Raw genomic sequence first — 13,605 nt, forward strand, 5'->3', positions numbered from 1 at the left:
GCATTATGCTTTATCCATCATCTATCATTTATTATTAAACTTACCAATAGAGCGCCCGGCAAGAATCCTGTCCAGACTTTCATCCACAACACCTATCATCTGAAGTTTGGATAATAAATGATAGTAGGAAGTTTTTCCTACTCCTTCTATTCTTAACAGACTTTTCCAACCTCTTCCCGATACGATTTCCAGTAAATCTTTTACCGTTCGAACATCTTGATTATACAAAACATTACCCAACCGGGTATCAGCTACTTTGCAAACGGGTAATTGAAGTATCCACTCTTCCTGCTCAACATTTATATTCTTATTATTGTCTGCCAAAGATAAAAAACGAGCATTGATAGCACGTTTTCGATAAGTAGCCAATATATCTTTCTTCAGTTTCAATCCTTTAAGTATAGAGTTATAAATTTGCAATGTCTTTTGATAGGTAATTCGATGCCGACCAGCCACTTTTTCTACTGATTCTCCTGTAGAAATAGAATAGAAAATATTGCGGGCAACAGGGTGAAGAATCAATGCTGCCAGTTCACGAATGATTATTTCATATAGCGGTTTACAGGTCTTCTGTGTTCTCAATACATATAGTAGATCATCGTATCTGGAAATGATAAAGTCACGTTCCAATTTCTTTTCTTCTACGATTTTAGAAAGGTAATCTGCTTCTAAACCAAGTCTTTTGTGAGCTTCCAGATAAGCATCCAAACTCTCATCATCCAAAAACAACTGATCGTTGATTCGGGAACTCGTAATGTATCCAAGATTTGCCCAATTCTTTAAAATAGCCTCTTGGATGTCGTGTCTTTCGGACATCTGTTTTGTTGTGAGCCAATTTGCCATAAAAAAACGGAACTAGATTAATAATATTAACTAGTTCCGTACCTTTTATTATAAAAAAGTACGGAGCTGTCACAATCCCGCTAACAGGAGGTAGTAACGGCTACCCAACGCACACGGGCAGACAGCCCGTACCCTATGAGAAGTCATAGAAGTACAGGCGTCTTCCCGGCGTGAGTTAAAAAATCCGTTACAATTTCCTGTTAGCCGAGGAAACGCACAATCGCACACCACAAAGGCATGCTACGTTCCAATGACAAAGGTACAAATACTTTTCGGAAAACAACAAAAGAAAGCCGCAAATGTTTAGTGAAAATCAAAGACAGAATATTGTATTAAAAAAAGCCGGTTATTCGAATCGTTTTAAAGTTTACACAATCCTGTTTTAATGAGGAAACATATCCGGCATCATTTTTTTTCGTGTATTATTGCAGAAGAGATCATCCGGTCTATTTCAATTTTCCGGTAGGACACGTGACTCATAACCTGCCGCTCATTAATGGAGCGAGAGTAGAATTTACCATCAGGGAAAAGGAGGTTGAATTTTATTGTCCTGATAACACTACAGCCCATTCAAACAGCAGAGAAAACAAAGGAACTGTATCTATCAAAACGGTGGGCAAATAAATCTATCTCACGCTTCGAAATTTGGAGCCTCATAGCCAATTGACGCCAACCTTTCATAGTGTCAACTACTTCGGAAATTATTTTTACAGCCATGTCTTTGCTAAGCATATAATCCTCACAAGCATCCAACAAAATCGTCAAATCCGACTCACAAGAAGAACTGGAGATTAGCAAACTTTGCTGTTCATTCAAAGTCGGGTTCATATCATACGCCGGAGAAAGAGTCCACCCTTTGGGAGTTAATAGAAAGCCATGATTACGAAAATGATCATCCGTATTACCCACACAGATATTGAATGCTACTCTACGATAAAGCTCTTGAAGATTAACTTCTACATTCGTACAACCCTGTATCATAAAGTCAACAATATCCAGATAACCATTCCCTGTACCAGCATTAGCTCCATCCATCAATCCAAGCAGAGTCATAGCGGAAGCAAAATGAATGCGCTTTCCATCATCTCTCCGATCAAACCGCTTGGATAAAAAGGTATGATATTTACTTTCTGTAGCAAGTACTCCGGTTGAAGCTACCCTGATTCCAGCTTTCGCTGCCAGAAGATGACAAAAATGTTCCCATAGACCGACATCATAATCATCTTTCCGGGATGGAAATTTAGCGATATACAATATTTCCTGTTCATCAGTCACACTCGCTTTTGGCCGTGCACCTCCAAGAGAGGTACCGGGTTGAATTAGCTGAATCAGCCATTTTTTATCTGGCAAAAGATTCTGTTCTTCACTTTTCTCAATCTCCTGACTGGCATACATCAGTTCCCGGACAGCCGTAAGTGGAGGTATTCGCAATTTATTACAGATATTGATAAAATCACCGTTAGGATTCTCTTTAAAACGAAAACCACCCATCCGAGAAAAGTCATCAATGCCCACTAGATAATCAAATGAAGTCAGTCGACGTACAGCACGTTTTTCTTCTGCTGCCAACAACTGCTCACGTCTGTTCAGTAAAGCTCGTCCCCAGCGATCGGGTAAAGCATCAGAAAAACATCCAAAGATACCTTTGCCTTGTTGGGTATATTGTATTCCGGGATAGTTATTCAAATCTTCACTTAAAAACAAGTCCCCATATTTTTTCAGCCAATCATTACTAAACTGAAATCCATACGTTTCTGAACCACGAAGCACTTCATAGCTCAATTCACCAATCAATTCCTATATCTTTCAGCCAATCAAAATCGGCATATACTTCCTATCTTTTTCATTGACTAGTTTTCTTTTTAGACGCTCTCTCCCGTTGCTTCAAGCTCAAGTCCTGCAATGCTTTGCCCATTTTATCCTCTTTTGCCAATAAAAGAATATCACCATCCAGCTGCAAAGCATAGAGTACTCTCAAATAAATACCAATAGAAACAGTAGGCAACCCCTTTTCCACCCGTGAGACCGTAAGTTCCGAACAAGTAGCGCGTTCTGCTACCTGCGCAATACTCAAATTCCGTCTCAAACGAGCCAATTTTATTTGTTCGCCTACAATCTGCATTTTCGAAATCAACTTGCGGGGAAGTTTAGTTCCCATCGTACTCTTTGTCATAATCGTAATCTATCATATAATATACAAAGATAAGATTTATTATTTATTATATGATTGGTTGATAAGAAAAAGATTGGATTATTCTATATTAAATATTACTGGATTCTCTCTATTATTTCATCTATCATTTATTATTAGACTTATCAATAGAGTGTCCGGCAAGAATCCGGTCCAGACTTTCATCACAACACCTATCATCCGAAGTTTGGATAATAAATGAGCATTGATAGCACGCTTTCGATAAGTAGCCAATATATCTTTCTTCAGCTTCACCCCTTTAAGTATAGAGTTATAAATTTGCAATGTCTTTCCATAGGTAATTCGATGCCGACCAGCTACTTTCTCTATTGATTCTCCTGTAAAAATAGGCTACTTTTGAAACAAATAGAATTGACTATTTATCGCCTCATCCCATTCACAAGATAAAACAATAGCATTTTTATCTTGTCTACAGGATAAAAAACACCTATATTTGTATCATTGATAAGATATAAAAATCATGAACCCAAAAATTGACTTTAACGACGTCCCAAAGAATTATTTATACTGCACCCACAGCAAATGTCCGCGCCGTAATAAATGCCTACGCTATCAAGCTACGCTCTGTATACCGCAAAACGTTCCTGATTTCCGGACAGTCAATCCCAACCATATAATAGGAAACGAAGACAACTGCAACTTTTTCAAACCATACTGCACTTCACGCTTTGCATGCGGAATAGACCACATATTGGACAACCTCCCCTATTCTACGGCTGTCACCATCCGCAAAGAATTATATTCTTTGATGGGGCGCAGTATGTTTTACCGCATCCGCAACAAAGAACGAATGCTACATCCTGACGAACAAAAGCAGATTGTCGCTGTCTTTCTAAAACATGGTATCGAAAATAAACCAGAATTCGACCAATATATCGATTTATTCGATTGGTAAAACCTTTATCAGAAAGGCTATAAAGTGGCGTTTCCGAATATTCTGACAAGGGATAATACTCACCCTATGAGAAAAAATACTCATACTAATGGGAATATATTCTCATAGGTATGAGTATTTTTTCTCATAGGGATGAGTATCGTTGAGAATTCACCAGCCGCGTACAATATTGATATATAATCGTCCTATTCTTATATTGATAATAACTGCCTGCAATTACCTTTGTTGCCAACCAATTATTTCAGGAAGATTGCATTAGTTAAACAAGCCGTTTTACTTGGTATACTCCAAAAATAATTCATAAGTTTGTTTTGTATTAAAGGAGTCCATTGTATGTATAAGAAGTATATCCCATTTCTTTTATTATTTATTTCTACTCTTTCGTTTGGACAAAATATTCACTTTCAAGCGCTCGGAGTAGAAAATGGTATTTCACAACCTACAGTAACATCTATTTATCAAGATGAATTCGGTATCATCTGGATAGGAACCAAAGATGGCCTGAACCGATATAACGGCACTGACTTCCATGTTTTCCGTCCGATAGAGAACGATAAGAACAGTTTGTACAATAATAATATAGGCACTATCTGTGGTGATAAAAACGGCCACATCTATATCCGTTGCAAGTATGCAGTGGTGAAATATGATATCAGGAAAAATGTTTTCCATACTATCCGCAATAATAATGTTCAGGCTATCACGTATGGCAACACACGTTTATGGGTTTGTACCAGAGACTCATTATTTACATATAATTGTGCGGAAGATAAACTGGAATATTATTACAATCTGGACGATGTGCGCATATCATGCGTCACTGAAGATCATGAAGGCAACCTGTATGTAGGAACCATGAATAAAGGCTTGTACATGATAGACAGCAACAAGAAATGGCTTAATTATCTTCCCGATAAAGATATAACCTGTATTTATGAAGATTCCAAGAAAAACATCTGGATAGGGACTAAGGATGACGGACTTTTCCGGCTAGACAGAAACGGTGTACAAACCAACTACAAGGACGGACCTTATAAAAACAGGCTTTCCAGTAATTATATCCGTTGCATTATGGAAGACAGCTGGGGGAATTATTGGATAGGCACTTTTAAAGGGCTGGACAAGCTGGATGTCTCCACCAATATTACTCATTACAGTGAAGACAACAAGCCTTATAGCCTAAGCAACTCTTCTATCATTTGTATGATGAAAGATCAGCAGGGGACCTTCTGGATAGGTACCTACTATGGAGGAATCAACCTATTTAATCCGGATTATGAAATCTATACCTATTATTATCCGGATGAATCGCAGAAAGGAAAATTGACTTCTCCTTTCGCCGGAAGAATGAAAGAAGACTCCAAAGGCGGCATTTGGATCGCAACAGAAGGCGGAGGAGTGAATTATCTCGATAGAAAAACAAAAAACTTCATCGAATATAAACATAGTAATAATAGTAATTCTCTTACATCCAATGCAATCCAAGCTCTATATCTGGATGAGAAGAACCAGCTCCTATGGATAGGAACGCTAAAGGGAGGATTGGATAAGCTAAATTTGAAAACACAGAAATTCACCAACTACAGACATATTCCCGGCAAGGAGAATACATTGATTAACGATATAGTCCGGAAAATTATTCCGTATAAAGGAAACTTGTTGCTGGCCACCCACGACGGTATCGGTTTATTTAATCCGCAAACCGGAGAATGTACCAAACTATTAATGGACAGCAAACTCAACAACAGGCAGATCATCGATATGCATCTCGACAAGCATGACAATCTATGGTTTTCCTATTACCGGGGGCTGGTAAAGTATAATATTGAAACCCATAAACGGGATGAATACTTTGTTCCCAACACCTCCGGAAGAGTCATAGGAAGCAACCTTATAAATGTACTCTTTGAAGATAAAAAAGGAAACATATGGGCAGGTTCTTCCGGAGACGGGATATTTCTATACCAACCTGATACTAATACATTCAAGTCGTTTAACTCACAAAATTCAGACTTGATTAACGATTATATCCTGGATATAAACGAATCTCTTTCCGGTTACCTTCTGATAGCAAGCAACCAGGGCTTTTCTCGTTTTGACATGGAAAACGAGCGGTTTTATAACTATAACAAACAAAATGGTTTCCCGATGACAGCGTTGAATCCTTACGGATTGTTTGTTGCCCATGATAATGAGATCTTCCTATCCGGTCCTAAGATGATGATATCTTTCTTTGAAAAGGAACTGAATTCTTACGTTAAACCTTATCAACTGAACTTTACTTCATTGGAGGTGAACAATAAACTCATATTGCCTAATGATGGTTCCGGTATCCTTTCCGAGTCTATCTTATATCAACCGCAAATCACTCTGAACCACAACCATTCCATACTCACTGTTAATTTCTCATTATCAAATTATGTATCAGTACTAAGAAATCGGATTTACTATAAACTGGAGGGCTTTGATAAAGAATGGATGAGTGCCGGTTATCGCAAAGGTATCACTTATACGAACCTGAATCCGGGTAACTACAAGCTAATGATAAAAAGCTCCGAAGAATATTCCGGAAGGGAAAGCATTTGCAAAGAAATAGACATTATTGTAAAACCGCCTTTCTATAAATCGACATGGGCGTACTGCTCTTATGTCGTTATCATGATTATTTCTCTCTATATAATAGTGAGTTTCTACTCTTCCAAGTTGAAATTGAGGGCCTCACTTGAATATGAGAAGAAAGAAAAAAAGCAGATAGAAGAATTGAACCAGTCCAAACTCCGATTTTTCACTAATATATCACATGAATTCCGTACTCCGCTTACTCTGATTGTGAGTCAGCTGGAAATGTTGATGGAACGGAATGATATTCAACCGCTAGTATATGGCAGACTGATAGGCATCCATAGAAACACACTGCGCATGAAACGTTTGATAACCGAATTGCTTGACTTCAGGAAACAAGAGCAGGGATTCGAAAAGTTTAAATATAGCAAACAGAATATCTATTCGTTTCTGGATGAAATTTATCTATCCTTCAAGGAATATGCCAGAGGCAAACAGATTATTTTCGAATACTTCAACAAAGACCGTTCATTAGATGTATGGTTTGATGTGGTGCAACTGGAAAAGGTTATTTATAATTTATTGTCCAATGCCTTTAAATATACACCTATCGGAGGTACGGTTTCGTTGTCAGTACAAGAGTATGAAAACAGCGTTATGATACTTATTTCAGATACGGGAATCGGCATTGCCGAGGAAAATTTGGACAAGATATTCGACCGCTTCTATCAAGTCGACAGCTTGGATAACCAGAAAGGTACGGGCATCGGGCTGGCTCTTGCAAAAAGTATTATCGAAGCTCACCAAGGTAAAATCGGCGCCCGAAGCCGGGAGGGAAAAGGAACGACATTTGTCGTCGAGTTGCCTTTGGGAGACAGCCACATATCGGCTTCACAGAAGATAGAGACTCCTGATATTGATTCATACTGCATCTCGTTACTGAAGATGGATGATGAAAAGATGCCGGAGGAACTGCCGGATGACGACAACTCCGACAGTAAGGAAGAACCGTCGAATAAAATACTGATTGTCGAAGATAACGAAGAGTTAAGAGAACTGCTAGTACGGTTATTCTCCAAAGTATATTCGGTTTATGAAGCACAAGACGGTGAAGAAGGTTTTGAAAAAACCAAAGAAGTGCAACCCGATATTGTGCTTAGTGACATCATGATGCCCAAAATGTCCGGTATAGAAATGTGCCGGATGATTAAGAGTAATTTTGAAACGTCACACATTCCTGTAATACTGCTCACAGCACAGACTGCGGAAGAATTTACTATACAAGGGTTAAAAATGGGGGCGGATGACTATATCACCAAACCTTTTAATGTGAAACATTTGTTTATGCGTTGTAATAACTTGGTGAACGGCAGAAAGCTGTTACAGAAAAAATATGCTAAACAAATGGATAATAATATAGATATTCTGGCAACCAATGGGGCAGACCAGCAATTTATGGAACAATGTGTGACCTGTATCGAACAGAACATCGATAATCCCGATTTTGACGTGAATATGTTTGCACAGGCTTTAAACATCGGACGCACTAAGTTATTCCTGAAACTGAAAGGAATAACAGGACAGACACCGAATGATTTTATTTTGAACGTCAGACTGAAAAAAGCACAAATGCTGCTGATCCAGTCTGACACTAAAACAATTTCAGAAATAGCTTATGAAGTAGGTTTCAACTCTCCAAGCTATTTCATTAAACGATTCAGGGAATTGTTTGGAATGACACCGGCGCAGTTCCAGAAAGGAGAAGAAAAAAAGACTCCCGAATAAGCACTTTCCAGATTAGCGGTGCTTTATCTGAATTTATCAATACGTGGAATAAATTTATTATCCATTTTAAATACAATAATCATACTATGAAAACAAAGCTATTAGGTGCTTTTGGCCTGTTATTCCCATTATTATTGACAGCAGCCAATATTCAAAGAATAACTCCTGTCACCTCTGATAAGAGTGTCAAGATAGAAGTAGCATTATCAGCAGAGGCAGGTGAACGGTTATTATTTGATGCTACCATTGTCGGTTCACAGAATAAAGAGAAACTATGCAGCTTTTCCAAAGAATATCTCTTTACTCATAAAACCGATACGACAGTAGTACTGGAGACAGGCCAACTGACTCCTAAATTGTGGAGTCCGGTTTCACCTGTACTCTATGATCTGACACTAAAAGCCGGGGAGCAGACTTTTCAGAAGAAAATCGGATTCAGAAAGTTCGAGATGCATAACGGCATCTTCTATTTAAATGACAACCCGATCTACCTGAGAGGCAATGCCATAAATCCACCGGAACGTGGCATACCGGAACAACTGGAACAAAGTAAAGAGTTTGCCCGTGACTATGTGCGATATATGAAAAGCCTCCATATAAATATCATCCGTATCCCTGATAACCAAAATTGGATGGACGTATGCGACGAAGAAGGAATGATGATATTCGCCGGCCGGTACGGTCGCCCCAAACATGCAACCCAAACAGCTCCTCCGAAAGATTTTGAACTATCGCTCAAAACTTATAAGGAAATAGATTTAGGCCCGTTCGCCTCCCATCCTTCTGTTGTGATTTATATCTTATCCAACGAAATGCCTTACGAAGGAAAGGCGGGTGATTTATACAGAGATTTTCTCACCCGAATGTATCAGGAACTCAAAAAATGGGATAATACCCGCCTGTATATATGTAATGCAGGCTATGGTCTGGGGAAATCTGCAGACATTTATGACGTGCACAGATATTGGGGATGGTATTACAACTCTTTTCTTACTTACCTGAATATGCGCGATAAGGATATGTGGCAGAATCCGGGCAAAGTACAGCCGATCACCTTTACGGAATGTGTTGGCAATTATACCGGTATAGACGGACGCTTTAACCTTTGTTCAAGAACCAAACAACCCGGTTCTCAAAAATGCTGGACAGGGCATTTGCCTGATACGGAACAGGCAGAAGCAGCCATGGCCTATCAGGCGTTTGTCCTAAAAAATGCCACGGAACTATTCCGGCGTTTGAGAAGCCAAAACGATTGTCTGGCAGGCACCATGCCCTTCACAATTGTATTTCATAATTGGGATGGAGTGAAATCTTTTGCCGAAATGAAGCCAAAACCGGTTGCCGGACAATATCAACTTAGTTATCAGCCCATATTATTGAGCTGGGAAAACTGGCAATCACAGATATATGCAGGAAACAAACTTTCAGTGGTGGCTCATGTGGTAAATGATGACGATTACTGCAATGCATTGAGTGATGTCCGCCTGCATTGGTGGATTGAACAGGAAGGCAGGAAAGTGATATCGGGAGAAAATGAATTTCCGTTTGTACCTTATTACGGAACCGGTAAATTGCCTCTGACTATCAATATCCCCCCCAATTTGCTTACGGGAGATTATTTATTAAAAGGAGAGATTTATTCCAAAGGCAAAAAAGTGTCATATAATGAAAGCGAATTATTTATAGCCGGAAAGGACTGGAACAGCGCAGTTGATGCAACAGCTACGATTTCCGTATATGACACCACACCGGAACAACAGACTTTGAATTGTTTGAAAAGAAACGGATATTCGGTGAAACCAGTACGTTCAATAACAGAACTCACCCAAAACTCCACGCTTGTCATCGGCAAAAACTCATGGAATGATAATCTTGACAGGCAGACCGGAGAACTGAAAGCATATATCAATAAGGGTGGCCGCATAATTTGTCTGGAGCAGGATAAAACAGACTTCAACCAATCCTGGTCACCTATAAAGATTGAATTTCTGCAGCACAGTAATAACGACCCGGTCTATCTGTCACCTTCTCTGGCATATAAAGACGGAATGAATATTAACCTGGAACGTCCCTATCATCCGATTTTCAAAGGATTAAATCCCCGTATGTTCAGGCTATGGTCTGACTATACATCCTATGATGAGTCGAAGAATGGTTTTCCGGCCATCTACCCTGTAAAAGCCGGTTATGACCTGCAATCACCCTCCATGAAGGATGTAGCTGTTCTTGCCAATTATAGCCGTGCTCTGGCTGCTACGGCATTATCCGAAATATTTATAGGTAAAGGTTCCATCCTTTTATCCGGATTTGACTTGATAGACCACTGCGGAACAGATCCAGTAGCTGACAAACTTTTGTCCAACATGATTCAATACATGGCTGTCGATAAGAAGCACGAACGATATGTAGCCGTAAACGATTCCATTATCTGGGGAGACTATGCCTCCGAACGAGGAATCGTCAATGCTCCCTGCAACGGCCTGATGGTAAACACGGTTCCTATCATTCCTAAGGGACAGGAAGAACTGCCTAAGTATAAAGTGCAGATTGACGAATATGGCTATCAGTATGCAGGTTCCTACGGAGGCTGGAATTCGAAACCGGGAGTACAATACGTTCCTTATGGCAGACGCCCGATGGCCCCATTCAAATTCTCGCGTGGTGGAAGCCCTATAATCGATAAGTCGTCCACTATTGGAGAAGGTTACTTTTATCTGGCACTTCCCCGAAAAGCGAAGACTATGATTACCGTATTGGAGAACCCGGTAGAAGAACCTCTTAATATCAGTCTTTCGGTTGCAGAAGGAGAATGGAAAGAGTATGTTATTCAACCTAAACAGCAGTTGGTTATCAGAACAAATATCTCTCATTTAAAAGACAGTATGAAGGTGATGCTGAAAGGAGACAGGCGTACCATATTGTTAAAGACGATAATAAGCAAATCGAAAAGTTAACTTCCGTACGATGTTACTTCTTAAAAGAACGATTTTTATATCTTATAATGTACAAAAGCAGGATATTTGCCAATGAATTTTAATCAGGCAAACTATGAAACGCATATTATTCTCTTTGTATTTATCTCTGATAGCAATACTGACTTTTGCAACAGACGGATTTACGGTAGCAGATATCTTTACGGACCATATGGTGTTGCAGCGAAATGCCATAATAAAGATATGGGGAGAAGCTCAAAACGGCTCACTGGTTGAGGTCCGGTTTGCAGGGCAGCTTCAGAAAGTAAAAGCCATTCAGGGAAAATGGCAAGTGACATTGAAGACCGGAGAAGCCGGAGGACCCTATAAATTAGAAGTTATAAACGGTAATAATAAGGTTAGTTTTCAGGATGTTTTAATAGGTGACGTATGGTTGGCGGGTGGTCAGTCGAACATGGAATTCGCTTTACGCAGGGTAAAAGATGCTCAAACGGAAATTAGTTTGGCAGACTATCCACAAATACGTTATTATAAAGTACCGAGAAAATTCTACCCGGAACAGGAAGTGTCCAAAGCATCATGGAGGGTATGTTCACCGCAGACAGCACCGGAGTTTTCTGCTATCGCTTATTATTTTTCCAGAAACATACATAAAGAGTTGAATGTTCCTATCGGTATCATTCAGACTCCGGTAGGAGGAACCACGGTGGAGGCCTGGACAAGCAGGACACTGCTGATGTCGGACAAAGACTTCCAGCCGATAGTACAGCATTATGACAGTATAGTGAATTCTTACGGACCGGACGGGTACGAGAAATTATACAACCGTTATGTTTCAAGCCTGACAGAATATCACCAGCTGAGCGAAGAACAAAAGAAATATATAGACAAACCGGTAGAACCTATGGGAAGAAAGAATTTCCATAGGCCGATAGGGTTGTCCGAGACAATGCTAAACACTGTTATCCCTTACACATTGAAAGGTTTCCTCTTTTATCAGGGAGAGTCGAACACAGCCCGCGGAGCGCAGTACCGCAAACTGTTCCCTGCCATGATAAAGGAATGGAGAACTGCTTGGGGACAGGGAGATATTCCTTTTCTCTTTATTCAGTTACCCAGATTCGAAACGAAAACACGCTATTGGTATGAACTACGTGAAGCGCAATACCTCACCTCACTCCATGTAAAAAATACAGCAATGGTTGTCGCTTTCGATCAGGGTAATCCGAAAGATATTCATCCCATAGTGAAAGACACGGTAGGCTGGCGGTTGTCTCAATTAGCACTAGGAAAAGTTTACGGTAAAAAAGTGGTTTGCCAAGGACCGGAGTTCAAAAAGATGACGAAAACTGCCGATGGCTCTTTGCTACTTGATTTTGCCAATACCGGTACAGGACTCGTTAGCAAAGACAAAGCAGCAACACTTTCAAGCTTCACTGTTGCGGGTAAAGACGGCAAGTTTTATCCCGCTGAAGCAATAATTGTAGGCAAAAATCAAGTAAAAGTGAAAAATAATCTGGTGACAAATCCCGTAGATGTCCGTTACCTCTGGGTGAATAGTGCCGATATGAACTTATTTAATGAAGAGGGTTTTCCGGCAGTTCCTTTCCGTACAGACAAATATCAGTTGATGACAGAAGGTGTCCATATTAATCCTGAACCAAAAATTCCTGACCTTGATTTGTTTCTTTTCATCGGTCAGTCCAATATGGCCGGAAGAGGATATATCACAGATAACTATAAAGGTTATATTAAAAACACATATCTGCTTACTCCCACCGGCAGTATGGAACCGGCACGCAATCCTCTGAATAAATATTCTACGATCCGCAAACGATTGGGTTTACAAGGAGTAGGACCTGCCTATTCATTTGCAAAATCAATCACAGAAAGAACCGGACGTCCACTAGGACTGGTAGTCAATGCCCGTGGAGGCAGTTCAATCAACTCATGGATGAAGGGAGCAAAAGATAATTATTATGATGAAACCCTGTCACGTATACGTCAAGCGATGAAGTTCGGTACACTAAAAGCCATCATCTGGCATCAAGGAGAAAGCGACAGTAATGACCCGGCAACATATATGCCGAAACTACAAGAACTGATAGCCAATTTACGGAAAGACCTAAATAATGAAAAACTCCCATTTATTGTAGGCGAACTGGCAGAATGGAGAAAGAATGGAACATCGGAAACATTCAATGAAATGTTACGCACGGTTCCAAAACACATTCCTTATTCTTATTGCGTGTCATCCAAAGAATTAGTTCCTCTGATTAATGAAAGTGACCCTCATTTCAGCGCAGACAGCCAGATCATTCTGGGACGCAGATATGCAGAAGCTACCTATAATGCTTGTTACTCCGGAAAATAAA

Annotated in this window: 6 protein-coding genes and 3 pseudogenes; 5 read left to right on the plus strand and 4 right to left on the minus strand. The window is 39.9% G+C overall.

All coding sequences use genetic code 11. From position 1 onward, the window contains the following. Positions 1–24: 24 nt before the first annotated feature. Positions 25–816 (minus strand): hypothetical protein, encoded by a 792-nt coding sequence (locus tag NXX38_RS26315; protein ID WP_148365188.1) that lies wholly within the window; start codon positions 814–816, stop codon positions 25–27. 462 nt (positions 817–1,278) lie between these two features. On the opposite strand from NXX38_RS26315, the pseudogene NXX38_RS26320 reads away from it, so the two are divergent. Next, positions 1,279–1,392: pseudogene (locus NXX38_RS26320) on the plus strand (LD-carboxypeptidase); the annotation flags it as partial. 21 nt (positions 1,393–1,413) lie between these two features. Here NXX38_RS26320 and NXX38_RS26325 read toward each other — a convergent pair. The 3 genes and pseudogenes from NXX38_RS26325 to NXX38_RS26335 all read right to left on the minus strand — a co-directional run. Continuing rightward, positions 1,414–2,653: pseudogene (locus NXX38_RS26325) on the minus strand (type II toxin-antitoxin system HipA family toxin). A 33-nt stretch (positions 2,654–2,686) separates the two neighbouring features. Further along, a complete protein-coding gene (locus NXX38_RS26330; protein ID WP_074559463.1) occupies positions 2,687–3,016 on the minus strand; it encodes a helix-turn-helix domain-containing protein in 330 nt (109 codons plus the stop codon). A gap of 126 nt (positions 3,017–3,142) precedes the next feature. Continuing rightward, positions 3,143–3,382, minus strand: a pseudogene (locus tag NXX38_RS26335) (hypothetical protein); the annotation flags it as partial. A 133-nt stretch (positions 3,383–3,515) separates the two neighbouring features. Here NXX38_RS26335 and NXX38_RS26340 point away from each other — a divergent pair. From NXX38_RS26340 to NXX38_RS26355, 4 genes are all read left to right on the plus strand, one after another. Then, a complete protein-coding gene (locus NXX38_RS26340; protein WP_074559465.1) occupies positions 3,516–3,950 on the plus strand; it encodes a DUF6078 family protein in 435 nt (144 codons plus the stop codon). A 333-nt stretch (positions 3,951–4,283) separates the two neighbouring features. Next, entirely contained in the window at positions 4,284–8,297 is a 4,014-nt protein-coding gene (locus tag NXX38_RS26345) for a two-component regulator propeller domain-containing protein (RefSeq protein WP_258981769.1), read from the plus strand. 86 nt (positions 8,298–8,383) lie between these two features. Next, positions 8,384–11,251 (plus strand): glycoside hydrolase family 2 TIM barrel-domain containing protein, encoded by a 2,868-nt coding sequence (locus NXX38_RS26350; protein ID WP_148365191.1) that lies wholly within the window; start codon positions 8,384–8,386, stop codon positions 11,249–11,251. 94 nt (positions 11,252–11,345) lie between these two features. Beyond that, entirely contained in the window at positions 11,346–13,604 is a 2,259-nt protein-coding gene (locus NXX38_RS26355; protein ID WP_258981772.1) for a sialate O-acetylesterase, read from the plus strand. Position 13,605: the final 1 nt, after the last annotated feature.

Source organism: Bacteroides sp. BFG-637, assembly GCF_024793605.1.
Classification (GTDB): domain Bacteria; phylum Bacteroidota; class Bacteroidia; order Bacteroidales; family Bacteroidaceae; genus Bacteroides; species Bacteroides vicugnae.

What these genes read in the sequence shown, in the direction of transcription:
- NXX38_RS26315 (WP_148365188.1), bottom strand. Translation starts at nt 816, where the DNA reads ATGTCCGAAAGACACGACATCCAAGAGGCTATTTTAAAGAATTGGGCA.
- NXX38_RS26330 (WP_074559463.1), bottom strand. Translation starts at nt 3,016, where the DNA reads ATGACAAAGAGTACGATGGGAACTAAACTTCCCCGCAAGTTGATTTCG.
- NXX38_RS26340 (WP_074559465.1), top strand. Translation starts at nt 3,516, where the DNA reads ATGAACCCAAAAATTGACTTTAACGACGTCCCAAAGAATTATTTATAC.
- NXX38_RS26345 (WP_258981769.1), top strand. Translation starts at nt 4,284, where the DNA reads ATGTATAAGAAGTATATCCCATTTCTTTTATTATTTATTTCTACTCTT.
- NXX38_RS26350 (WP_148365191.1), top strand. Translation starts at nt 8,384, where the DNA reads ATGAAAACAAAGCTATTAGGTGCTTTTGGCCTGTTATTCCCATTATTA.
- NXX38_RS26355 (WP_258981772.1), top strand. Translation starts at nt 11,346, where the DNA reads ATGAAACGCATATTATTCTCTTTGTATTTATCTCTGATAGCAATACTG.